The sequence below is a fragment of the Methylocaldum sp. GT1BB genome, assembly GCF_051027545.1.
Taxonomy (GTDB): domain Bacteria; phylum Pseudomonadota; class Gammaproteobacteria; order Methylococcales; family Methylococcaceae; genus Methylocaldum.
In genome coordinates this window covers 3,522,364-3,545,436 of sequence record NZ_CP194902.1, presented here as the reverse complement: position 1 = coordinate 3,545,436, position 23,073 = coordinate 3,522,364, and the positions used below count along the sequence as shown (strand labels likewise).

19 protein-coding genes are annotated in these 23,073 nt (G+C 57.5%); 11 read left to right on the top strand and 8 right to left on the bottom strand.

Annotated features, from left to right (window positions below; genetic code table 11):
- Positions 1 to 7 precede the first annotated feature (7 nt).
- Positions 8 to 1,432 (top strand): efflux transporter outer membrane subunit, encoded by a 1,425-nt coding sequence (locus ACR2TX_RS17180; RefSeq protein WP_086133155.1) that lies wholly within the window; start codon positions 8 to 10, stop codon positions 1,430 to 1,432.
- A 78-nt stretch (positions 1,433 to 1,510) separates the two neighbouring features.
- Positions 1,511 to 2,023 (top strand): NUDIX hydrolase, encoded by a 513-nt coding sequence (locus ACR2TX_RS17175; protein ID WP_434130309.1) that lies wholly within the window; start codon positions 1,511 to 1,513, stop codon positions 2,021 to 2,023.
- Positions 2,024 to 2,126: 103 nt separating this feature from the next.
- On the opposite strand, the gene ACR2TX_RS17170 is transcribed toward ACR2TX_RS17175, so the two are convergent.
- The 4 genes from ACR2TX_RS17170 to gltX form a co-directional block, all read right to left on the bottom strand.
- The gene (locus tag ACR2TX_RS17170; RefSeq protein WP_077729626.1) at positions 2,127 to 2,702 is read right to left on the bottom strand and encodes an NUDIX domain-containing protein; all 576 of its coding nucleotides are present in this window, start codon (positions 2,700 to 2,702) and stop codon (positions 2,127 to 2,129) included.
- A gap of 59 nt (positions 2,703 to 2,761) precedes the next feature.
- On the bottom strand, positions 2,762 to 3,910 hold the full coding sequence (locus tag ACR2TX_RS17165) for a PQQ-dependent sugar dehydrogenase (RefSeq protein ID WP_434130306.1): 1,149 nt from the start codon (positions 3,908 to 3,910) through the stop codon (positions 2,762 to 2,764).
- Positions 3,911 to 4,044: 134 nt separating this feature from the next.
- Positions 4,045 to 5,484 (bottom strand): cysteine--tRNA ligase, encoded by a 1,440-nt coding sequence (cysS, locus tag ACR2TX_RS17160; RefSeq protein ID WP_077729628.1) that lies wholly within the window; start codon positions 5,482 to 5,484, stop codon positions 4,045 to 4,047.
- Entirely contained in the window at positions 5,484 to 6,884 is a 1,401-nt protein-coding gene (gene gltX, locus ACR2TX_RS17155; protein ID WP_434130305.1) for a glutamate--tRNA ligase, read from the bottom strand. Before gltX ends, cysS begins: the two co-directional genes overlap by 1 nt.
- A gap of 294 nt (positions 6,885 to 7,178) precedes the next feature.
- On the opposite strand from gltX, the gene ACR2TX_RS17150 reads away from it, so the two are divergent.
- The 9 genes from ACR2TX_RS17150 (at position 7,179) to lpxH (ending at position 20,745) form a co-directional block, all read left to right on the top strand.
- Positions 7,179 to 8,648: a complex I subunit 4 family protein gene (locus tag ACR2TX_RS17150; RefSeq protein WP_077729630.1), complete on the top strand. Its 1,470-nt coding sequence runs from the start codon at positions 7,179 to 7,181 to the stop codon at positions 8,646 to 8,648.
- A gap of 10 nt (positions 8,649 to 8,658) precedes the next feature.
- Entirely contained in the window at positions 8,659 to 11,982 is a 3,324-nt protein-coding gene (locus tag ACR2TX_RS17145) for a DUF2309 domain-containing protein (protein WP_434130303.1), read from the top strand.
- Complete coding sequence (locus tag ACR2TX_RS17140; RefSeq protein ID WP_434112540.1) at positions 11,975 to 13,531, top strand: NADH-quinone oxidoreductase subunit 5 family protein; 1,557 nt, start codon at positions 11,975 to 11,977, stop codon at positions 13,529 to 13,531. The genes ACR2TX_RS17145 and ACR2TX_RS17140 overlap by 8 nt, the downstream gene beginning before the upstream one ends.
- A 7-nt stretch (positions 13,532 to 13,538) precedes the next feature.
- Positions 13,539 to 15,068: a complex I subunit 4 family protein gene (locus ACR2TX_RS17135; RefSeq protein WP_434130301.1), complete on the top strand. Its 1,530-nt coding sequence runs from the start codon at positions 13,539 to 13,541 to the stop codon at positions 15,066 to 15,068.
- Positions 15,069 to 15,345: 277 nt separating this feature from the next.
- Positions 15,346 to 16,902, top strand: coding sequence for a complex I subunit 4 family protein (locus ACR2TX_RS17130; RefSeq protein ID WP_077729634.1), 1,557 nt, complete (start codon positions 15,346 to 15,348; stop codon positions 16,900 to 16,902).
- A 226-nt stretch (positions 16,903 to 17,128) separates the two neighbouring features.
- Complete coding sequence (locus ACR2TX_RS17125; RefSeq protein WP_434130299.1) at positions 17,129 to 18,757, top strand: SulP family inorganic anion transporter; 1,629 nt, start codon at positions 17,129 to 17,131, stop codon at positions 18,755 to 18,757.
- A complete protein-coding gene (locus tag ACR2TX_RS17120) occupies positions 18,729 to 19,388 on the top strand; it encodes a carbonic anhydrase (RefSeq protein WP_077731560.1) in 660 nt (219 codons plus the stop codon). Before ACR2TX_RS17125 ends, ACR2TX_RS17120 begins: the two co-directional genes overlap by 29 nt.
- 93 nt (positions 19,389 to 19,481) lie before the next feature.
- Positions 19,482 to 20,000: a peptidylprolyl isomerase gene (locus ACR2TX_RS17115; protein ID WP_434130297.1), complete on the top strand. Its 519-nt coding sequence runs from the start codon at positions 19,482 to 19,484 to the stop codon at positions 19,998 to 20,000.
- Positions 20,001 to 20,019: 19 nt separating this feature from the next.
- A complete protein-coding gene (gene lpxH, locus ACR2TX_RS17110; protein WP_434130295.1) occupies positions 20,020 to 20,745 on the top strand; it encodes a UDP-2,3-diacylglucosamine diphosphatase in 726 nt (241 codons plus the stop codon).
- Positions 20,746 to 20,798: 53 nt separating this feature from the next.
- Here lpxH and ACR2TX_RS17105 read toward each other — a convergent pair whose 3' ends face one another.
- From ACR2TX_RS17105 to ACR2TX_RS17090, 4 genes are read right to left on the bottom strand one after another with little or no spacing between them, the layout of a single operon-like run.
- The gene (locus ACR2TX_RS17105) at positions 20,799 to 21,011 is read right to left on the bottom strand and encodes an FmdB family zinc ribbon protein (protein ID WP_077731563.1); all 213 of its coding nucleotides are present in this window, start codon (positions 21,009 to 21,011) and stop codon (positions 20,799 to 20,801) included.
- 58 nt (positions 21,012 to 21,069) lie between these two features.
- Complete coding sequence (gene hemJ, locus ACR2TX_RS17100) at positions 21,070 to 21,492, bottom strand: protoporphyrinogen oxidase HemJ (protein WP_077731564.1); 423 nt, start codon at positions 21,490 to 21,492, stop codon at positions 21,070 to 21,072.
- Positions 21,493 to 21,495: 3 nt separating this feature from the next.
- The gene (locus tag ACR2TX_RS17095; protein ID WP_347257450.1) at positions 21,496 to 21,996 is read right to left on the bottom strand and encodes a TlpA family protein disulfide reductase; all 501 of its coding nucleotides are present in this window, start codon (positions 21,994 to 21,996) and stop codon (positions 21,496 to 21,498) included.
- Positions 21,997 to 22,053: 57 nt separating this feature from the next.
- Complete coding sequence (locus ACR2TX_RS17090) at positions 22,054 to 23,040, bottom strand: Tim44 domain-containing protein (RefSeq protein WP_086135522.1); 987 nt, start codon at positions 23,038 to 23,040, stop codon at positions 22,054 to 22,056.
- Between the last annotated feature and the right edge of the window lie 33 nt (positions 23,041 to 23,073).

Below are 23,073 nucleotides of genomic sequence, written 5' to 3'. Positions count from 1 at the left end.
CCCGATCATGATCGCTGCGCTTCTTTCCGCCTGCGCAGTCGGTCCCGACTACACGAAACCGGACGCGGCGCCCGGAGCGCAGTTCGCCAACGCCGTGCTTCCCGAGTTCAAACGCGACGGCATCGAAGTGGCTTGGTGGAAGCAGTTCGACGATCCGGTTCTGTCGGACCTCATCGACCGAGCAGTGAGCAACAACCGTGATCTGAAGGCGGCAGAGGCGAATCTCCGCGTTGCGCGCGCCCTTTACCTGGAAGCCGGGCTGGATCTCTTGCCGACCATTACGAGCCACGCCAATTACACGACGCAAAAGCGAAGTTTCGACGCCATGAACCGCCGGACCTTCGCGCCGCGCGAGCTCGAGCTCTTCAATGTCGGTTTCGACGCTTTTTGGGAAGTGGACTTCTTCGGCAGGATACGGCGTAGCGTCGAGGCGCGTGATGCCGAGGTGGATGCCGCGGAGGCCGATCTGCGCGACCTGCTGGTCAGCGTCATTTCGGAGGTAGCGCTTAACTACTTCGAGTTGCGCGGTCTGCAGAATCAACTGGACGTCGCTCAAAAAAACGCCGACAACCAGGCCGCGACCTTGGAATTGACTCAAGCCAGACTGGAAGCCGGACGCGGCACGGAGCTGGACACCTCGCGCGCCAAGGCCCAATTGGACTCCACGCTGGCAACGATTCCGCCGATTCAAACCCGGATTCGCGAAAACATCCATCGCCTCGGCGTGCTGATCGGCCAGCTTCCTGACACGCTCTCCGCGCGCCTGTCAGAACCGGCCCCGATGCCCAAGATTCCGGAAACGATCCATATCGGGGCGCCGGCCGATCTGATGCGCCGCCGCCCCGATATTCGCGTTGCCGAACGCAATTTGGCCGCGGCTACCGCCCGGATCGGCGTCGCTACGGCCGATCTTTTTCCACGAGTGACCTTCAACGGCACGATCGCCTTGGAATCCCGAACTCTGTCGGGTCTCGGCGCGTCCGGTACGGAGGCTTTCTCGGCGGGGCCACGGATTTCGTGGGCGTTCCTGGATCTCGGGCGCGTCCGTGCCCGCATCAGGGCGGCGGACGCCAGCGCGGATGCCACCCTCGCAAATTATGAGCAAACCGTACTCACGGCGCTCGAGGAAACCGAAAATGCATTGGTGAGTTACAATCGGCAACGCGCCCGCCGCGGGCTGCTGGCTTCGGCCGCGACCTCCAGCGAGCGCGCTCATCAGCTCGCGCATCTTCGTTTCGAGGACGGCATTACGGATTTCCTCACCGTGCTGGACGCCGAACGCCGCTTGCTCTTGGATCAGGAACTGCTGGCCCAAAGCCAGACCGCCACTGCAACCAGTCTGATCGCAGTCTATAAGGCGCTCGGCGGCGGATGGGAAGTTTACGAGTCCGGCCGGAATGCCGTCGCGGCGGTTCCAGCCTCGGCGCGATAGCGTTCCATGGTCCATCTCATATCGCTGCCGCCGTGAATCCGTCGCGGCATTCACGGCAAAACCGACATGTGACTTTCTATGAACGACGAACTACTTTATGAAGTCGACGAGCACGATCGCGTTGTCGGCCCGCGTGTGCGCGGCGAAGTCCATGAGCTCGGACTGCAGCATCGGGCCGTGCACATCCTGGTTTTCAACGATCTCGAGGAAATACTTCTGCAAAAGCGTTCGCGGACCAAGGACATCAATCCCGGACTCTGGGACACGTCCGCCGCCGGGCACGTCGACTGGGGCGAAAGCTACGATGACTGCGCGATGCGGGAATTGGGCGAAGAGCTCGGAATCGCGAGCCGCTCGCCTCTTCGATTCTTGTTCAAGCTGCCCGCCTCAGCGCAAACCGGATGGGAATTCATTCAGGTTTATCGGGTCGTTCATTCCGGCGCTCTGCAACCCGATCCCAGCGAAATAGACGAGTGCCGATGGTTCGGCATGAACGAGCTGGATGCGTGGGGCAGCAGTTCCGGAATCGAATTGACTTCGTCGTTCCGGCTGATCTGGCAAACCTACCGCAATCCGGAGACCGCAGGTTAACGGTTTTCAGTGGTAGGTCGGCAATCCTTTGCCGACGAAGGTGTCGGCAAAGGATTGCCGACCTACTAGCGCTACACCAAACCGGAAAATGCTCTAATAGTTTTCAGTTCTGATCCAGCCACGCCCGAAGCTTTACGAGCGCCAGTCTGGTCGAGTTGAATGCCAATTCTTCGGGCTCGATTTCGTCAGGCGATACCAGCCGATAATCCGCTACATCGTCCGCTGCCCTGAGCGTGTCGATCTGCGGCGCATCGCAAAGGAAAAACATATCCGTTACTTTGTAAAGTACGCCGCCGTATAGGTAATCATTCGGCGCGCTGGCGAGATAGCGGTAATTGGTCGTTTGGATGTTCAACTCTTCTCCGATTTCTCGCTGTAACGCATCTTCCACGGTTTCGTTGAATTCGATGAACCCGCCGGGAAGGTCCAGCTTGCCTTTCGCCGGGTCCTTGGCACGCACACATAGAATGAGCTGATCCTGGTGAAAAACGAACGCGCCCGCAGCCGTGCACGTGTTGAAGAAGTACAAGAACCCGCAGCGGCCGCATCTTATCGCGCGCTGCTCCTGAACGCTCAAATGCTCACCGCCGCACCGGGGACAAAACCGAAAGGCGTCGTACGGTCCGGGGCCTGGGTCGAAGTCACCGAATGACAAATCCTCAGAACTCTGTAGTTTCATAATCTTATCGAAATTGAACGATACTCAGTTTGCCTTTCCGCGACAAATAGCGGACTAAATTAGAGATTTGGCACCAAGCGGGCGATTTTGCCGTCGTCGGTCGAAAAATAAAGAAACCCTTCCGGTCCCGTTCTTACATGGCGAAAGTTAACGCCAAGGTCATTCAGCAGTTCCTCCTGCTTCACGACCTTATTGTTGTCGTCTATCACCAGTCGGCGAAGGTGCTGACCGCTCAAATTGGCCACGAACAGATTGCCCTTCCATCTCGGGAAGGCGTCGCCGAAATAGAAAGCGATTCCGGACGGGGAAATGGACGGCACATAATACGCCACAGGCTGTTCCATACCGGCTTTTTCGGTGCCTTCGCCGATTTTCGGTCCCCAATACTCGCGTCCATACGTGATTACGGGCCAGCCGTAGTTCGCTCCCGGACGGATCACATTGATTTCGTCGCCGCCGCGCGGACCGAATTCGCTCTCCCATAACTCGCCGGTAATCGGATGCTTCGCCAGGCCTTGCGGATTGCGGTGACCGTAGCTCCAAATCTCCGGTTTGGCGTCGGGATTATTCGCGAACGGATTGTCCACGGGCGCGCTGCCGTCCTCGTTCAGACGCAGAATCTTGCCGTTGTGGTAGCGCAAATCTTGCGCATTGTGCCGCTCGTTGCGATCGCCAACCGAGATGAAGAGCTTGCCGGCCCCATCGAATTCGATGCGGGAGCCGAAGTGAATGTTATTTCCATTCGGCTCGAAGGCACTGAAAAGCTTCCGATAATCCTTCAGCTCCGTTCCTTCCAGCCGGCCGCGGCCTAGGGCCGTGGTCATTCCGTGGGTCGCTTTTTCCGAATAGGTCAGATAAATCCAGCCGTTCTTGTCGAACTCGGGATGAACCCTCACGTCCAGCAGTCCGCCTTGTCCGGCCTGAACCACGGCCGGCGCCCCCTGAACGGTTTGCACCGATCTGGTACTCGGATCGAGGATGCGCAGCTGTCCGTCTCGTTCCGTGAATACGATCCGTCCGTCGGGCAAAAAATCGAAACCCCAGACCACGTCTTCCTGTTGGGCGATGACTTCCACTGAAAACGGTTGCCCTTCGGACTCATACGCGCCTCCGGAAGACCGAAAAGCAACGATTCCCATGGCAATAATCGCCAAAAGGAATCCTGCGCGAATTCCGATAGTCCTAATCTTGTCGGCTTCAAGTTTCACAACTCCTCCCTTGGAATTTCCGATCCAAACCGCCTTTCCGTCTCTTTCAACGGATTATGCTTTTCCCCGCCTTATATCCGGACCGACGAAACACCCTCCTTCGGATATAGCCTCAAGCAGCCGGTCGATTCAAGTCAAATTCGCCGCCAGGTGGTACCGCCAGCCGTATCTTCCAGCACAATGCCCTGCTCCTTGAGTTCATTCCGAATGCGGTCGGCGGTGGCCCAGTCTTTGTTCTTGCGGGCGTCTAAGCGCTCTTGAATTTTTTGCTCGATGCGTTCGTCACTCCAAATAAGCATCGCATCGAGCTGAGCGCCAACGGTAACACCGAGCCTCACTGCTCCAACTCCCGATTTGAAAAACTCTTCTGGATCTGTCTGCAACAGGCCAAGAAGTCCACCGAGTTGCTTTAAGGTTCGCGCTAAAGTTTCCGCTTCCTCTACATTCGAATTCCGCCCCCGATTGATCTCACGCGCCAGATCAAACAGCACAGCAATCGCTTCCGGGGTATTGAAATCGTCGCTCATCGCCTCTTCGAAACGGGCGATGAAGTCCTTGCTCCTGCCCTCTCCCTCGGAAACCGGCAGATCGCAGCGGAGTCCGCGCAAGGCGGTATAAAGCCTCGTCAGCGCGGCATTGGCATCGTCGAGATTTTCATCGGAGTAATTGAGCGGACTGCGGTAGTGGCTATTGAGAATGAAGAACCGCACGACTTCGGGACGATACCGGGCCAGAACTTCGCGTACCGTAAAGAAATTGCCCAGGGACTTGGACATTTTCTCCTCGTTCACCCGCACGAATCCATTGTGCATCCACAGGTTCACGAACTTTTCGCCGGTTGCCCCTTCGGCTTGCGCGATTTCGTTTTCATGGTGCGGGAACTGCAAATCCATGCCGCCGCCGTGGATGTCGAAATGATGCCCGAGACAACGGGTGGACATGGCGGAGCATTCGATGTGCCAGCCGGGACGTCCCCTGCCCCAAGGCGAATCCCAGGCCGGCTCTCCCGGCTTCGCCATTTTCCACAGAACGAAATCCAAGGGATCGCGCTTGGCGTCCTCGACCTCCACCCGCTCGCCGGCGCGGAGATCTTCGATGTTCTTGCCCGACAAACGGCCGTAACCCTCGAATTTGGACACGGCGTAGAAGACATCGCCGTTGTCGCCGACATAGGCATAGCCACGGTCGATCAAGGCCTGAATCATGGCCAGCATGTCTTCTATGGATTGCGTCGCCCTCGGTTCGATATCGGGCGGAAGCACGCCCAGCGCCCGCTCGTCTTCGTGCATCGCATCGATGAACCTCGCGGTCAGCGCCGAAATGGACTCGCCGTTTTCGTTGGCCCGCTTAATGATCTTGTCGTCGATATCCGTGATATTCCGGACATAAATAACCTTAAACCCAAGATGCCGCAAATAGCGCACCGCCATGTCGAATACGACCATGACGCGCGCATGCCCCAGATGGCAGTAGTCGTATACGGTCATGCCGCACACGTAGAGCCGGACCTTGCCCGGTTCGATGGGGGTAAAGACTTCCTTGCGCCCGGTCAGGCTATTGTGGATCTTCAGCATCATTCGGACTCGTAGGTGAATTCGGCCAAGCGGCGATGCAGGCGGTGCGGGTCCAGCAGGCGATAAATCGTTCCGAGCTCCGGTCCGTCCAGACGCCCGGTCAATGCGGCGCGTAGCGGCATGAAGAGGGCCTTGCCCTTCGCTCCGGTCCTGGCTTTCAGCTCGCGCATGAATATGTCGAACTCGGCCTGAGCCGCGTTAGCCGCATCGATGGCCGAGAGATAATAGGACTCTCCGGCTTGCTTCGCGGCTTCGGCGGCTTCCGGGTCGAGCTGCAATTCATCCGTAAACAGAATGCGCGCCCACCGGTCGGCCTGCTCCGGGAAAACGCAGTTGCTGCGCACGATCTCGATGAACGCCACGAGATGCTCGTCGGGCACGATGGCGCCGGTCTCCCTGCGCAGCCATCCCCTGAGCGTATCGTCGTCAGCCGAACGCACCGCCAATTGCTGCCAGTGATCCAGATGAGCAACGTCGAACCGTGCCGGCGATTTGCCGAGGTGCGACAAATCGAAACGCGCCTTGAGCGCTTGGAAATCCATAATCTCATCGCTCTCATAGTGATGGCCCAGCCGGGCCAGCATGTTCAACAGGGCCGCCGGAAAATAGCCCTCTTCGCGCAATTGATTCAGGCTGCGGCTGCCGTTGCGCTTGGACAGCGGCGTTCCGTCGTCGCCCAAAATCAGCGAAATATGGGCATATTGGGGTATCGGCAGATCGAGCGCCGCAAGAATCAGCATTTGCCGGGGCGTATTGGCGAGATGGTCTTCGCCCCGGAGCACGTGCGTGACGCCCATCAGCGCATCGTCGATCGCGTTGCAGAAGAAAAACGCCGCACTCCCGTCGGCGCGGCGGATGATGAAGTCGCCGATATCGTCGGTCGCGAATTTCTGCGGCCCGCGAACGAGATCCTCGAATTCCACCGTTTCGTTCTTCGGTACTCGGAAGCGCAAGGTCGGCTGAAGTCCTTCCTCGAATTTGCGACTCACCTCCGCCGCGCTCAGGTGCGCACACTTGCCCGTGTAACGCGGCGGCTGCCCGGAGCTCAACTGAATCTTGCGGGAAATTTCCAGTTCCCTCGGCGAACAGAAGCAGAAATACGCTCTACCCTGTTGTTCCAGTTCCTCATAATACCGCTGATAAATGGCTCCGCGGCAGGATTGAAAGTATCGTTCATCCGGCTCGGCGGTTTCGGGACCTTCGTCCCAATTCAAACCCATCCAATGCAAATCGCTTATCAGTTCATCGACAAATTCGCTGCGGCTCCGCTCGCTATCGGTATCCTCGATGCGAAGCAGAAAACGATCTCCAAATAACGCACTGAACAGCGCCGTGCGTGCGTTACCGAGGTGCATGAGTCCGGTCGGGCTGGGAGCGAAGCGGGTTTTGGTCGATGTCATATTGAGCGCAAATTGGGGGATTATATTCGGCAAGATTCTTGCGAATAGGACAATTTAGAGCAAGGCCGAACCCGCCGCAACCCCGCAAAAGCTCCGGCTGCGGCGCCTTGCCGGTCAGTTGCGGCCTAGATGACATTTCAATCAAGCGACCATTTGCATGAATATCGCATGTTAAGCTTACCTCCTCTGAAATTTTCATTTATAGTATCGACCCAAAACAACTAACCGTTCCTGGCACGCGGCTGATCGAACCACAAGACTCGGCCCTCAGCCAGCCAAAACGAGCGTTTGATCATGTATATCCTCAGTCAGATCCTTTGGACACCGGTCGTCGGTGCATTAGCCATTTTGGCTCTGCCGGCGCAGCAAATCCGCTCCATTCGGGCTACCGCGATAACCTCGTCGGTGGTCGTACTGATGTTGACCGTTTGGCTTTTGTTTCATTTCGATACGTCTTCATCGGCGATTCAATTTCCGGAAAGCCTGCCCTGGAACGCCGAACTGGGGAGTTACTACGCTCTCGGCGTCGATGGTTTTTCCCTGCCCATGGTCGTGTTGTCGGCTCTGCTCTGTCTTGTGGCGATGCTGGCCTCGGAAAGCGTGAATACGCGAGTCAAGGGATATCATTTCTGGCTTCTCGCCCTCGAATTCGGGATGATCGGCGTCTTTCTTGCTCAGGATTGGGCTTTGTTCTACGTATTTTGGGAACTGACGCTGATACCGCTCTTTTTTCTCATCGACCAATGGGGCGGCAAGCGCAAACATACGGCGAGCCTCAATTTCGTCCTGTACACGATGGGCGGATCGGTGTTCATGCTGGTCAGCCTATTAATGATTTTCACCGCATCGTCCGAACACTCCACCACGATGGAATCCATGCTGGCTACCGCGCGGAGCTTGCCCCGGGAGCAGCAGATCTGGATTTTTCTGGGGTTCTTGATCGGCTTCGGCGTAAAAATGCCGGTTTTCCCCATCCACGGCTGGTTGCCGCTCGCCCACGTTGAAGCGCCGAGTCCGGTGAGCATTCTACTGTCGGGTGCGCTTCTCAAGATGGGCGCCTATGGCTTGCTCAAAGCGACCGGCATGCTGCCTGAGGCCGCTTCGGCGCTTCAATCCGTGCTGGCCGGCATCGCCTTGGTCAGCATCGTCTACGGCGCCTTGCTGGCGTGGCGGCAAACCGATCTCAAGGCGATGATCGCCTATTCGTCAATCAGTCACATGGGCGTCGTGCTGCTCGGCATAGCGGCGCTCAATGAAGCCGGATTGCTGGGAGCCGTCTTGCAGATGACCGCCCATGGCCTCATTGCCGGGGCGCTGTTTCTCTTGATCGGACTGTTGTACGAACGCACTCACACCCGGGAAATTTCGGACTACAGCTCACTGGTCCAAGTGACTCCACGCTTCGCCTTCTTCACCACCCTAGCGCTTCTCGCGTCCATGGGACTGCCCGGCTCGGCCGGATTCGTGGCGGAACTTCACGCCATCATCGGGGGCTTTCAGAGTTTCGGCTGGGTCATGGTGTTTGCGAGTCTAGGGGTACTCATCGGCGCATCCTACGCCATCCGAACCGCCGCCCGGTTGTTCACCGGTCCGATGCGCCCGGAAATGCAGAATGTCCGCGATCTGCACAGCCACGAACTGATAGCGGCGGGAACGTTGGCGGTCGGCATCATGGCTCTGGGGCTCGTGCCGGGCCCCATCGTGGAGCTGATGAACGCTTCCGTCAATGAACTCAGCATGATCTTCAGCCACAAGAACTTCTAAGGAGGCCAGCGTGCTATCGCCCCAATCGAAAGGTTCGAAGCCCGACGTTCGCCGGCGGCTGCAAGAAGCGGTCTGCCACCTCGATCATGTGTTGCCGGGACAAGCGCCTATTCTGAATTTCGTGCACCACAATACGCTGCACGGTTATCAGCATCTTCCGTTTCAAGAGGCCCTGGAATCCGTCGAGCGACTGACCGGCGTCCGAGGCTATCTGCCCGAGGAAGAGTTCCGGAAGTTCTATGCCCAAGGCCGCATTCTCGATGAAGATCTCGCTGCCGCCTTTGCCGAAATGCCGGAACTTGGAGGCGAAGAGGCACTGCTGCGAATCGGCGATCGAGAGATTCTGCGCCGCGACGTCTATCGCATCGCCATGGTTTATGGCGTGGACGCGGTAACGCCGAGCCAATTGAACTGGCAAATCGAAGAAATGGCGGCGCTCGACCGGTTTCAAAGCGATATTCCCCCCGAGGCGCGCCATCGCCTCATGGACTCCGTCAAGCGAATAACGGGAAATGCAGAGGCGCTCCAGGAAGCCGGCTTGATCCGCGACTTGTGGGATGCCGGACTGACGGTCCTCGGACTGGAGCAGGCAGCCCTGCACCCCGAAGATCTGACCGATCTAACCGTTCGGCAAGCGGAGAACTTATTGAATCACACCAACCGGTCGTCGAACGATGCGGCGGCAAGCACTACCCTTGCCCGCCAAAAGATGAGAACAGAGGCTCGCGCACTCACGGAATCCGCCTTCGCCGACGTCGGCCGCGGCATCTCATTGCGCGGACTGCTCGCCGCGTTGACGGGCCGGGACGTGCTCGACATCGTCCGTCCGATACTGATCCGCTTCAGCGCCTCCCATTTGGACGAAGGACTGGCCGCCTGGCATGCAGCCGATCGCCGGGAAGGACTGTACTCGGCATGGCGCCGTTCGGCGTCCTACGATCTATCGCTGGGTCTCTGCGATTTTCCGGATTGGCGGGAAACCGTGTCGGCTTTACCGGAACAGGCGGTCGACGCCGTGCATGCCGAACTGATTCGGATCGGACTCCCGGAGAATCGCTGGGAAACCTATTTGGAACGGCTCGCCCTGGAACTCCCCGGCTGGTCGGGCATCATCAATTGGCGGCAGCACCATCCCGATTACGAGGCCAACCGGGAAGCGCCCGCCTCGCTCATGGATTATCTGGCCATCCGACTGGTTCTGGACCGTTTGGCAATCGAAGGACTATGCCGCGAAATCTGGGGCATAGCCGGCACCTTGCCGTCGCTGCGCGCCTATTTCGAACGGAATCCGTCCGAATTCCTGGTGCGTCATGCTCTGTGCCAGGGCCGTCTGCCCGAGTATCTGGCGGACTGCGCGCAGCAGTTGGTAGCCGAATCCAGCCCGGGAAACTACGATCGAGAGCGCTGGTGGTCGGTAGCGGATATGATTTCTACCTGGAAGCACAGCGCGCTAGCGGAAAAAACTCAACGGCTGACCATCTACAACAGCGGCTGGCGCTTGTTCCGTCTGGCTCAGCATTTGGGCCTCTCGAGCCATGACGTTCGCGCCCTGTCTTTGCAGACCTGTGAAGTCCTCCTCGCCGCGCTGGACGATTTATCTCCGTCACAGCGCAGTTATCTTTGGCTTTCCGCCTATGAGCGGCGTTATCGAGAGGAACTGTTCAATGCCCTCGCCAATAATCGTGGCCGGGGCCGCTGGGCGAAGCGTGACGATCGCCCGGACGCCCAAGTGGTCTTCTGTATCGACGACCGCGAGGAAGGCATTCGACGCCACCTAGAGGAATTGAACCCGCGCATCGAAACCTTGGGCGCCGCCGGCTTTTTCGGTGTGCCGATCAACTGGCGCGCTCTCGACGATGACAAGGTCACGCCGCTCTGTCCCGTGGTCGTCACGCCGGCACACGAGGTGCGCGAAGTCCCCCGCCAGGGCCAGGACGATTTGTGCACCAAACATGATCGGCGCCGAGCCCTTCGTCATCGAATCGGCGCGATATTCAACCAGGAAATCCGCCGGAATCTCGTTTCTTCTCAGTTTTTGATCGGCCTGCTTTCGCCCGGCGTGTTTCTGGCGCTGATCGGCAAAGTGTTTTTCCCCGCCCGGCAAACCGCTCTTGCTCAACGAGCGGATGCCCTGCTCGTTCCCGAGGTAGCCACCGAATTATTTATTACCGCGGCAAGTGGTAGTGCTCCCGCGACCCCGGAAAATCCCCGCCTCGGCTTTACCGACTCGGAACAAGCCGATCGCGTTGCGGCATTTTTGCGCGCCACCGGTTTGACCTATGGCTTTGCTCCGCTGGTGGTCCTGATGGGACACGGATCGATCAGCCAAAACAATCCGCATCTCGCCGCTTACGACTGCGGTGCGTGCAGCGGACGCCACGGAGGACCCAATGCGCGCGCTTTTGCTGCCATGGCCAACCGACCGGAAGTGCGCGGGTTGCTCGCCGAAAAAGGTATAAGCATTCCGGCTGACACCTGGTTCGTCGGTGCGGAACACAATACCTGCAATGAAGACATCCTCTGGTTCGACCTGACGGATCTCCCTCCAGTCTCGCGCCTCGCATTCGGCAAGCTCAAGAACGATCTGGATGCCGCAAGGCGCCTCTCGGCCCATGAGCGTTGCCGGCGACTTGCCTCCGCTCCGCGCAATCCAACGCCTGACACGGCGCTCGCCCATATCGCCGAGCGTGCCACCGACTTTAGCCAAGCACGCCCTGAACTCGGGCATGCCACCAATGCCGCCGCCTTCGTCGGGAGGCGCTCTTTCAGTCAGGGAAGCTTTTTCGACCGCCGGGTATTTCTGATCTCTTACGATCCGACTCAGGACCCCCTCGGCAATGTTCTCGAAAGCGTATTGTTGGCGGTGGGCCCCGTTGGTGCCGGCATCAACCTCGAGTATTACTTTTCCACCGTGAACAACGAGCGTTTCGGCTGCGGCACAAAAGTGCCCCATAACGTCACCGGACTTTTCGGCGTTATGGAGGGTGCGGCCAGCGATCTTCGAACCGGGCTTCCCCGGCAGATGATCGAAATCCACGAGGCGATGCGGCTGCAAATCGTCGTGGAGCACAAAACGGAAGTTTTAACCGCGATTTACGAGCGTCAGCCCTCATTGCAGGAACTGATCGGGAACGGCTGGGTGCTTCTGTCCGCTATCGATCCGGATACCGGAGAAATTTCCATGTTCACGCCGGGCGCCGGTTTTGTGGTGTGGAATCGGGAGCTTCGTCCCTTGCCTATCGTCGAGCGTTCCCCCGACTGGTATGCCGGACACGCGGGACCACTGCCGCCGGCATTGATTCAACAAAAGTCTTCGGGGATTTCTTATGCTTGATTGGTTGGTAACACTGATCCCGGGATTGCCGATTTTAGCGGCCTTGACCATCGGCATTGGCATCATATCGGGATTTATCACTGGAGAAGCGGGAGAGCGCTCTACCGCAGCCATCGCAGTCGGCGCAACCCTAGTGTCTTTTGTCGTGTCGATCGCGGTCTTTTGGTGCCGTCACGTGGACCTCATCCCGGATCAGCTCGTTCTGGGCACCTGGCTGGCTAGTGGCGATTACCTCGTCAACGTCAGCTTTGCACTGACTAGTCTCGCCCTGGCATTGTCATCTCTGTTCGCATTGTTTTCGCTGATGGTTGCCAGATTTTCGGTGAATTACATGCACCGCGAAGCCGGCTTCCATCGTTTTTTTCTCGTCCTGTCTCTTTTCGCCGGCGCGATGCAGTTGCTGGTGTTGGCCGGCAACGCCGTTTTTACCTTTATCGGCTGGGAATTGGCCGGGGTGTGCTCTTATCTACTCATCGCGTACGCCTATGACCGGCCGGTCGCCTCCGCCAACGCAACCTACGCCTTCGTAACCAACCGGATCGGCGATGCCGGTTTCACCTTGGGGATTTTCTTGGCTTTCGCTTGGACCGGCGGCGTCGAATGGCCTCAGATTACCCGAGGTGCTGCGAGTCTCGATGGTCTCCAAGCCGGTCTGATGGCTATCTGCTTCCTGCTGGCGGCCGCCGCCAAGTCGGCCCAAGTGCCTCTGGCGCCCTGGGTCGCTCGCGCCATGGAAGGACCAACACCATCCAGTGCCATCTTTTACGGCGCCGTGATGATTCATGCGGGTGTTTTCTTGGTGTTGCGGCTGCAACCGGTCTTCGAAGCGGCACCCGCCGCCATGGGCATCATGGCGGCCATGGGTCTGGTGACGGCTCTTTATGGTTTCGCATGCGGATTGACGCAAACCGACGTCAAGTCCGCACTGATTTTCTCCACCACCGCACAGGTCGGCCTGATGTTTTTGGCTTGTGGCCTCGGCTGGTGGCAATTGGCGGCTTGGCATCTAGCTGCTCATACGATGTTACGCGGCTACCAGTTCCTGACCGCGCCGGCACTAATGCATCGTATTTTCGGTCAGCCGACCCGGCCCGTTCCGGAGTTCGCAGGTCGTTCTCGCTGGCTCTACACGGCCTCGTTACAGCGTTTTTGGCTTGAACATTTCGGCCATCAAGCCCTCGTCAAGCCAATAGCTCGCTTCGCCGCCGATTTGAACGTTTTCGACCGCCGTGTCGTGGAAGAAATCGTCGGACTGCCCGCGCCCGCCATGCGGGGACTGTCTGCGTTGGCCGAGCGGGAGGAACATCGGCTCGGCGCCGGTTATGGCGCCAATGAACGCCGGGTCGGCGGTGTGCTCGGAATCGTGACCGATCTTTTCGCTTCCGCATTCCACTGGTTCGAAGAGCGCCTGGTCTTACAAGGTTTGGGTATGGACCTCGTGACCCTGGGACGCCGTCTCGGCATGCGGTTCAACCGCCTGGAATCCATCCTGGCTCAACCGCGCTATCTGATTCTTTTCGTCCTTTTCACCCTGCTAGCAACTGTGTGAGAACCCTATGGTCGGTGAAATCAACTGGGCGACGCAATCCGCCTTTCCTATCCTCAGCACGATGATCTTTCTGCCGTTGATTGCAATGGGCGCCGCTTATTTCGCCCAGTCGCAGCAGCGTTCGTTTTTTATCGGGCTAGCCGGCTCCGGCCTCGAACTCGCTCTAACGGTTTATCTGTTGATAGCCTTCGATTCGAGCGCCACTCACTTGCAGTTCGCCGAAGACTTTGCGCTGCTGCCGTTCCTTCATTATCACCTTGGTGTCGATGGCCTCAGCATACTGTTCGTATTCGTCACGTCGCTGTTGAGCTTTCTGTTAATGCTGTATGGGGAAATTACGCCGGAACGTCGGTCGCCAGGGCTGTACGTCGCCAGTCTGTTCGGTTTCCAGGCCGTGCTCACGGCGCTTTTCTTCACCGTCGATCTGCTCCAGTTTTGGTTACTGAGCTGTCTCGAACTCATACCGGTTTCGTTCATCCTGCTCCGGTGGAGTACCGCTTCCGCGGAAGCTCCCAAAACGACCCGGCTTTATACCCAATTCATGTCCACCGGCTTGCTGATGCTATTTCTCGGCATTTTGATCTTAGGGTGGAATCACGCCCGAGCCGCCGGTGAATGGACTTTCGCGCTCGGAAACCTGCTCGAAACGCCGGTTTCCCCTGCGGCCCAATCTGCGGCTTTCGTACTTCTCCTTTACGGCTTGGCCGTACGGATGGCGCAATTTCCTTTTCATGCCTGGTTGCCCCAGGTTTCTCAACATGGAACCCTGGCCACCATAGGCGTATTTGTGATCGGAGCGAAAGTCGGTATCTACGGATTATTGCGCTTCGTGCTGCCGCTATTGCCTGATGCGGTCCAAACCCTGAAGCCGGCTGTTATCGTTCTGGCGTTGGCGGGCATGTTCTACGGTGCGCTGATGGCGCTGATGCAGTTGAATCTGAGGCGGCTCTTGGCCTTCGCGGCGGTCAGCCATACCGGCATGCTGGTGGTAGGCGTATTCTGCCTGAACTCGGAGGGGTTCGCGGGCAGCTTGCTGCTGTCGGTGAATTTCAGCATCGCGGCTAGCGGGCTGCTATTTGCCACCGGCTTGATGTTTCGTCGCGCCGGAAGCTCCCTGCTGCCACGTCTCGGAGGACTGTTCGATCTCATGCCGCTATTGGGTATCACGTTCCTGGTCTCCGCATTGAGCACCATGGCGATGCCAGGGACTCCCGGTTTCGACGCTGCCCATCTTCTTCTGGAGGGATCAATCGAAGCTCATGACTGGGGAGTCACGATTGCCGTAGCCACAGGCAACGTCCTGGCCGCGGCATTTCTGTTATGGGCCTTCCAGCGCGCCTTCCTGGCCCAGCGCAAAAAATCGGCGTTACATCGCCAGAAAACCAGGCTCACCGTTCCCGAGGTGACGCTTAACAGCGTCGTCTGCGCTGTTTTGTTGGGTGTCGGTTTTTACACCGAGCCTTGGGTTCAGATGGTCAACGAATCCGTAAGTGAATTGGCTCAACGCTTCGAGCGTTTGGAACAGAAGAAACAGTGACTTTGAATTATTTAACCTAACAACGGCAATTAACCGCTTCGATGCACCAGAAAAGCTCGTTGAATCTCAACTGCTATACCTCTTATCCGCTTCACCGCTTGGGTGAGGCCGCTACGCACTCGATTGCACGGCTATCGGGCCGCCTGACGGCGCCGTCGCGCCCTTTCGACGGGGCTCAGGACAGGCTTGCCGGCCGACCCGCCAACCGCACACTCGGATGCGTCCAACTGCCGTTTCCAGGTTTAATCGTCGGCTTACGCCGCCCGGAGACAAAGTGATGACCGCCGATTTTCCGATTCTGACCATTCTGATATTTCTTCCGCTGGCCGCGGCCGGTTTGTTGTTTTTTTTTCGAGATCCGGCATCCTCCCGTCGGTTCGGACTAGCGGTGTCTCTCGCGGAACTGCTCTTGTCCTTGTCCCTGCTCGGTCTTTTCGACTTCAGCTCGGCGAGAATGCAACTGATCGAGCGAGTCGTCTGGATACCGAGCCTCAACATTTCATACGTCGTCGGCCTTGACGGTCTGTCGATTCTGTTTCCGCTTCTCACGGCGCTTTTGACCTTTGCTGTGATCGCGGCGACCTGGACACAGGTCCAAACTCAGGTAAGGCTCTATCTCGCGCTCACACTCCTTCTGGAAAGCGCCACGCTGGGCGTGTTCTGCGCTCTCGATCTGGCACTGTTCTTTCTATTCTGGGAGCTTACGCTCATTCCCATCTTTTTCCTGGTGAGTTTGTGGGGAATCGGGCCGCAACGACGTTATGCCGCCAGCAAGTACACGCTTTTCATGCTGGCGGGCGGTGTTCCCCTGTTGTTCGGAATCATCCTCTTGGCGCTGAACCATGCCGAGCAAATGGGGAGCTCTGCGCCGCGCGGACTTTCCTTCGACTATCTGACGCTGCTCCACGTGCCGGTTTCCGAAGAGCTGCGCACCGCGGTGTTTCTGCTTCTATTCCTGGGCTTCGCCGTCAAAGCGCCTCTGTTTCCGTTTCACACCTGGCTGCCGACGGTTGCAATGGAAGGGCCTGCGGGCGTTTCGGCCCTGATTACCGGGCTCAAGCTCGGACTTTACGGCATGATGCGATTCGCCATTCCCTTGGTTCCCGATGCAGCCGGCGAATACATCTGGATCTTGACGGCCTTGGGCACCGTCGGGGTTTTGTACGGCGCGCTGATCGCACTGAAGCAAACCAATCTCCGCCGCTTGCTTGCCTACGCCAGCATCAGTCACGCGGGCTTCGTGGTCATCGGCCTTGCCACCTTGAACCCACAGGGGGTTCAGGGTGCCCTGTTTCAGTTGATCAACTTTGCGACCGTATCCGGCGGCATATTCCTGCTGGCCGGGTTTCTCCATCATCGCCTGGGCTCGACCGAACTTGCCAATTTGGGCGGGTTAGCCCGATCGATGCCTTTGCTCACGACCTTCTTCTTTCTTTTCGGAATCGCCGCGATGGGCGTGCCCGGCACCAATGGTTTCGCCGCGGAGCATCTGATCATTATCGGCGCATTCCAGGCTCACGTGGGTACCGGTCTCGCTGTGTTATTGGGAGTGATTCTAGGTGCGGCCTATTTCCTCGGCTTCTTTCAGCGGGCGTTCTGGGGGCCTGTTAAACTAACGGCTGTACGCACCGCTTCCGATTTGCGTCCGCGCGAATCGGGGCTGGCAATCCTGCTGATCGCCTTGATCCTCTTGGGAGGACTGGTGCCTAGCATGATTACGAGTACCAGCAGCACCGCTGTGACAGCGTGGGTTGCGCGGATCAATGCTGCAACCGGCCCTTCGGCATATGCCGACCTATCCGAAAAATTCCAAACAACAAGATCCAGTCCTTGAGTGAAATCGAAAATTCCGGTTAAGGAAATTGTTTGTGTCGATTCGATACCTGTTATAGATTAATGCTTCGTCCGGCGGCCCCTAGGCCAAAGCTCGATCGTCAAATCGGATTTTAATACAAGGACTTATATCCGATTTATCGAATAAGAACGTTAACGAGCTTTTTTGGAAAGGCATCCACATGGCTCGGCGAGCCATGCAACCTTATTAAGCGGGTATTAATTTTATGGTACGCAAACACATCAATTACTATGTCAGTCATCTGCGGAACGACATTCCGGCGGGCGTCGTCGTCTTCCTGGTCGCCCTGCCGCTGTGCCTGGGGATCGCGCTCGCCTCGGGCGCTCCACTGTTCGCCGGCATCATCACCGGCATCGTCGGCGGCGTGGTGGTCGCCTGGGCCAGCGGCTCGCAGCTGAGCGTCAGCGGCCCGGCCGCCGGCCTCACCGTGATCGTGTTCAACGCCATCGACAAGCTGGGCAGCTTCCAGACGTTGTTGCTGAGCGTCGTCCTCGCCGGCGGGCTGCAACTGCTCCTGGGCTTTCTCCAGGCCGGGGTCATCGGCGCCTACTTCCCCTCGGCCGTGATCAAGGGCATGCTGGCCGCCATCGGCCTGATCCTGATCCTCAAGCAAATCCCGCACGCGGTCGGCTACGACGCCGATTTCGAGGGCAATGAAGCCTATGTCCAGGCCGACGGCCACACGACCTTCTCCGAACTCGCCTATTCGCTCGAAGCGATTTCGCCCGGCGCGGTGATCGTGAGCACGGTCGCCATCGGCATCATGCTCTTGTGGGAGACCCGCCTCTTCAAACAGAATGCGGTTTTATCCCTGATCCCCGGTCCCCTGGTCGCGGTCCTCTGGGGGGTGGCGTTCAATCTGCTCTCGCAACACTTCCTACCGGCCTTCGCGATCGCGAAGGAGCACCTGGTGAGCCTCCCGGAGATTCAGGGCGTCGCGGGCTTCTTCCAGCAGTTCACCCTGCCCGATTTCAGCCAGTGGGCCAATCCCGAGGTGTACACGGTGGCGGTCACCATCGCCATCATCGCGAGCCTCGAGACGCTCCTGAGCCTCGAAGCGGCGGACAAGATCGACCCCTTGAAACGCATCGCCCCGACCAATCGCGAACTGAAGGCCCAAGGGCTCGGCAATCTGCTCAGCGGCTTGATCGGCGGCTTGCCGATGACGGCGGTGATCGTCCGGAGTTCCGCCAACGTGAACGCGGGCGGCCGCACCAAGATGGCCTGCTTCATCCATGGCGTTTTGCTGCTGTTGAGCGTGATGTTCATCACCCGCTACTTGAACCTGATTCCCTTGGCCTGTTTGGCGGCGATCCTGCTCCTGACCGGCTACAAGCTGGCCAAACCCAAGCTGTTCAAGGAGATGTACGCCAAGGGGGCGAGCCAGATCATTCCGTTCGTGGTCACCATCGTCGCGATCCTCGCGACCGATCTCTTGAAGGGCATCGCGGTCGGCATGGTCGTCGGTCTCTATTACGTCATTAGAACCAACTTCCAGGCGGCGATCACCCTGACCCAGCACGGCAACAATTATCTCTTGCGCTTGCACAAGGATGTGTCTTTTCTCAACAAGGCGCTCTTGCGGGAATATCTGAACCGGGTGGGCGAAAACGGGTATGTCATCATCGATGCCACGCGGGCGCAATTCATCGATCAGGACATCCTCGAAACCATCCACGACTTCGTGGCCGCCGCCTCGGATGACAACATCACCGTGGAATTGAAAAACCTCAACGGCACGCACGGCATCGCGACGCAGCGCGCCTCTACCACCGATAAACAGCAAACTGTAACCGGAGAAAATTATGAAACCGCTCGAAAGGCTGCTGCTTGAAAATAAGGCTTGGGCTCAGGAGAAAGCCGCTCACGATCCGGAATTTTTCGACAAACTACGGCAGCCACGGAATCCGGACGTGTTCTGGATCGGGTGTTCCGACAGCCGCGTGCATGCCGACCAGGTGACACAAACCGAGCCCGGTGAAATTTTCGTTCATCGGAACATAGCCAACCAAGTGGCTATCATGGATATGAATTTCCTGGCCGCGCTCGAATATGCCGTCGATTTTCTAAAGGTGAAGCACATCATCGTTTGCGGGCATTACGGCTGTGGCAGCATCAAAGCAGCGATGGGAAAACCGCATCCCGACCACTTGTTCATGAACAAGTGGCTCAAATACATCAAGGACATCCATCGTCTGCACCGAGAGAACATCGATGCTGAAAATTCGGAGGACGCGCGCCACAACCGACTGGTCGAACTCAATGTCATCGAACAGGTTCACAACCTGGCGCAGACCTCGGTCATTCAGCGAGCGTGGCGAGCCGGCGATCGTCCGGATCTCCACGGATGGGTTTACGGGTTGAATGACGGTATCATTAAGGAAATCGCCTCCCTTGAGGCTGACAGCTCGCTCGATCCAATTTATAAACAAGACCCGGAAATTAGCGCCGCGAAAGAACCCTAACCATCAACGCGATATACTATGAAGCTCGCCAAGATCGTTTTCGTTTGTCTTTTCGGCTTTGCCTTATCATCCATTGCAGCGGAGAAACCAAAAATGAATCAACCCGCCCCTCAAGTCCGGTTGGAGACCAATCTCGGGGATGTCGTTCTAACGCTGGATTCAGCTAAAGCCCCCGCCACGGCCGAGAACTTTTTGACGTATGTCAAAGAGGGGCATTATGACGGTACCATCTTCCACAGAGTCATACCGAACTTCATGGCTCAAGGCGGTGGTTACACCGAGGATTTCAAGCAGAAACCCACGCGCCCGGCAATCAAGAACGAGGCCGATAATGGACTTAAAAACAAGCGCGGAACGATAGCCATGGCCCGTACTCCGGATCCCCATTCCGCCACGTCTCAATTCTTCATCAATTTTGTCGACAATGCGTTCTTGGATTACAAGAGCGCCACACCGCAAGGATGGGGTTATTCCGTATTCGGTGAGGTCACCGAAGGCATGGACGTCGTCGACAAGATGGCAAAAATTCCGACGGGCTCCGGCGGCCCGATGGCATCGGATGTGCCGCAAACACCCATCATCATCGAGAAAGCAACCATCGTCGGTCAATAGACAGACGAAGCCATCTTCCTTGAAAAACGAAACGCTGTTCATCTCCGATCTGCATCTCAGCGTTACACGACCGGAAATTACACAGCGTTTCTTGCGGTTTCTGAAACGCCGCGCATCAGATGCCGAGCGGCTGTACGTCCTCGGAGACCTTTTCGACGCCTATCTCGGTGACGACGACAACTTCTCCCCTAACCGGGAGGTCAAGTCCGCGTTCAGGCAGCTTACGGACTCCGGCATCAAAGTGTACTTCCAGCACGGTAACCGCGATTTTCTGCTCGGCGAAAGCTTCGCTCGGGAAACCGGCATCCGCTTGCTTGCCGATTACGAGGTCATCGATCTCTTCGGGGTGTCCACGTTGATTACCCACGGAGATCTCCTGTGCACCGACGATGTTCAGTATCAGAGGGCTCGAGAACGCATCCGCACCGAGGCATGGAAACAAGCGGCGCTATCGAAGCCGCTTTGGCTGCGCCGCATGTATGCGCGCTGGTACCGCTTCAAGAGCGGGCTTGATAAGCGCGGCAAAACGGCGGAGATCATGGACGTCAACCCGGAAGCAGTGAGAGAAACCATGAGCCGTTATGGCGTGGATCGATTGATTCACGGCCACACCCACCGCCCCGCTGTTCATGAGTTCGAGATCGAGAATAAGCGATGTCGGCGCTTCGTCCTGCCCGAGTGGGGAGATGGCGAAACGGTCTTATGCTGGAGTCAGGAAGGTTTCCGTACGGAAGCAATTGAGTAGCAAGCTTCGCTTTCCGTCCCTGGAAAGGCGTGCAATCCGGTTTTGCTCTCCCATTAGTGTTTACATCCACATGCCCCTGCCCCACAACCATGTCCCGGACTGATGGCAGACTCTTTCCGAGCACCACTGCCGTGTACCGCAGGAGCCGATAATTTTTTCCGGACGTCGCCGCCGCAATCAGGGCACTTCGGTGGTGCCTCGCTGATTTTGTGCATGGCGGTGAACTCATGTTTGCAGGCTTCGCACTGATAGTCGTAAGTTGGCATGTAATTATCCTCGACAAGAATCGGCAAAATAGTTGTTTCGACAAGCGGACAGGGGAGATCAGAACGGCTTGAGCGTCGCCAGAAGCACGATCGCGAATAAGAACAAGACCGGCACTTCATTCATCCAGCGGAAAAAAATATGGCTGTGACCATTACGGTCATATTTCAGATCACGCAGCCATTTTCCGCATAAAGCGTGATAACCCACCAACAATCCGATCAGGAACAGTTTAACGCGAAGCCAGCCGCTGTCACCGTAGTCTTCCCAAGCATAATCGTGGAGCATCCATAAGCCGAACACGAGCGTCAAAATCATTCCGGGAGTCATGATCCCAAAGTAGAGCTTACGTTCCATGATCTTGAACCGCTCGACGCTGACGGCATCGGCACTCATCGTGTGGTAGACGAACAACCGGGGAAGATAAAACAAACCGGCGAACCAAGTCACCATGAAGATGAGATGAAAGGCTTTCAGCCACATCGTTTACACGTCTCCGAGCATCCGCTCGACTCGCTCACGAAGATTCCGGACATCGATTCGTCCAAGTTGGTGCATAACAATCCGGCCGTCAGGAGAAATCAAGAAGCTATTGGGAACCAATCGGACCTGATCGAATGTTTCCGCCAGATGTCCGAGTGGATCAAGGGCCACGGGATAAGGCAGCTGTTTCGCCTCGGCCAAGCTTAAAACCCGGCTTGGAACATCATAAGGCATAGCGACCGAAATCAATTTGAAACCTCGCGCGAAAAGCTGTTGGTATAACTCGGCCAGTTCGGGCATTTCCTCGATGCACGCCCGGCAGTCGCTGGCCCAGAATGTCACCAACACCGGATGACCGCGGAGCTCCCGCATCTGAATGTGCTCGCCCTTGATCGTGACGAACTCCGCATCCGGGGCGGTTCGTTGGAAACCCCATCGATACAGGCCGAGGCTTGCCACCGTTACGATGGCGAACGCCATGAGCCAAAATTTGGCTTTATTCATGAGCTGACCGGAGGGAAGACAAAGCTTTATCTTCCCCCCGCTTTAACCCAACTCTGCTCAGTCTTCCAACTGCTGAATTCCATCCAGAAACCAGGTCGGTTGACGGCTGTGTTTCGGACGTACGAAGTGCCAAACTTCGCGCACTTGCGTAGGTCTTTCCTCGGGAGACTCACGTATGATCACATCAAACAGTACGGTTGCCTCGCGGTCTGAGCCGAGGTCACGCACCTCGAGAAGTTCCACGTCGACCTTGAGCAGTTCCGTCCTGTTGCTCTCGGTTCCGCGAGCTCTCAATTGATCCTGAAGCTCGCCGAATACCTTGTCGGTGGTCAAAGCCCTTAACTGCGCCAAGTCTCCCTCGTCCCACGCTTTCTGCATCGTCTCGTAGGCCGCTCTTGCGCCGGAAAGAAAACCGGCCGAATCGAAATCCGTCGGAACCGAATTGGGTTGTCCGGCCGTGCCGGCAGTTTGCCCTGAAGACGAAGCACCTCGCCCTTTTCCGAACAGAACGTCCGTATCGAACCCCGAATTGCTCGCCTGTCCGGAATCGGCCTGACGCCGGTAAGCGTGATCGGATTCCGGATTCCGAGCCGAGTCCGTCCCCGAATAATATCCTCCTGCCGCTGCCGGTTCGCTCGATTCGGTTCGCCTCCGAGCGGCGAAAAACTTGAACAGCATGAATGCGATCAGCGCAAACACCAGAATGTCCAGGAAGTTGAGATGCTCGAAGGCCCCGCCGAACAGGAGAGCGCCCAATAAACCGCCCAAGGCCAGGCCACCCAGCATTCCCATGAGCCCGCCCCGTCGCGACATCGCTTCGCGCGCCGCCTGGTTCTTTTGGGCCGGCGATTGGTAGGCTTGTTGCTGAGCCGGAGAAGCGGATTGCGTCATATCGGTAGAGCGTTTATAGGGCGTGCTGTAGGACGGCCGGCTGCCGAACGACTTACCGCCGCCCATGCGCTTGGCGTAAGCGTCGCCCATTCCGGACAGCGCCAAGGACAGCCCGATCAATACGCTCAAAACCAATCCAGTACGTTTCTTCATCGATAACCCACGTCTGTAGTCAAGAATCGGATA

What these genes read in the sequence shown, in the direction of transcription:
- ACR2TX_RS17175 (WP_434130309.1), top strand. Translation starts at nt 1,511, where the DNA reads ATGAACGACGAACTACTTTATGAAGTCGACGAGCACGATCGCGTTGTC.
- hemJ (WP_077731564.1), bottom strand. Translation starts at nt 21,492, where the DNA reads ATGTGGCTGAAAGCCTTTCATCTCATCTTCATGGTGACTTGGTTCGCC.
- ACR2TX_RS17120 (WP_077731560.1), top strand. Translation starts at nt 18,729, where the DNA reads ATGAAACCGCTCGAAAGGCTGCTGCTTGAAAATAAGGCTTGGGCTCAG.
- ACR2TX_RS17180 (WP_086133155.1), top strand. Translation starts at nt 8, where the DNA reads ATGATCGCTGCGCTTCTTTCCGCCTGCGCAGTCGGTCCCGACTACACG.
- ACR2TX_RS17090 (WP_086135522.1), bottom strand. Translation starts at nt 23,040, where the DNA reads ATGAAGAAACGTACTGGATTGGTTTTGAGCGTATTGATCGGGCTGTCC.
- ACR2TX_RS17130 (WP_077729634.1), top strand. Translation starts at nt 15,346, where the DNA reads ATGACCGCCGATTTTCCGATTCTGACCATTCTGATATTTCTTCCGCTG.
- ACR2TX_RS17150 (WP_077729630.1), top strand. Translation starts at nt 7,179, where the DNA reads ATGTATATCCTCAGTCAGATCCTTTGGACACCGGTCGTCGGTGCATTA.
- ACR2TX_RS17105 (WP_077731563.1), bottom strand. Translation starts at nt 21,011, where the DNA reads ATGCCAACTTACGACTATCAGTGCGAAGCCTGCAAACATGAGTTCACC.
- ACR2TX_RS17135 (WP_434130301.1), top strand. Translation starts at nt 13,539, where the DNA reads ATGGTCGGTGAAATCAACTGGGCGACGCAATCCGCCTTTCCTATCCTC.
- gltX (WP_434130305.1), bottom strand. Translation starts at nt 6,884, where the DNA reads ATGACATCGACCAAAACCCGCTTCGCTCCCAGCCCGACCGGACTCATG.
- ACR2TX_RS17095 (WP_347257450.1), bottom strand. Translation starts at nt 21,996, where the DNA reads ATGAATAAAGCCAAATTTTGGCTCATGGCGTTCGCCATCGTAACGGTG.
- ACR2TX_RS17140 (WP_434112540.1), top strand. Translation starts at nt 11,975, where the DNA reads ATGCTTGATTGGTTGGTAACACTGATCCCGGGATTGCCGATTTTAGCG.
- ACR2TX_RS17125 (WP_434130299.1), top strand. Translation starts at nt 17,129, where the DNA reads ATGGTACGCAAACACATCAATTACTATGTCAGTCATCTGCGGAACGAC.
- ACR2TX_RS17115 (WP_434130297.1), top strand. Translation starts at nt 19,482, where the DNA reads ATGAATCAACCCGCCCCTCAAGTCCGGTTGGAGACCAATCTCGGGGAT.
- cysS (WP_077729628.1), bottom strand. Translation starts at nt 5,484, where the DNA reads ATGCTGAAGATCCACAATAGCCTGACCGGGCGCAAGGAAGTCTTTACC.
- ACR2TX_RS17170 (WP_077729626.1), bottom strand. Translation starts at nt 2,702, where the DNA reads ATGAAACTACAGAGTTCTGAGGATTTGTCATTCGGTGACTTCGACCCA.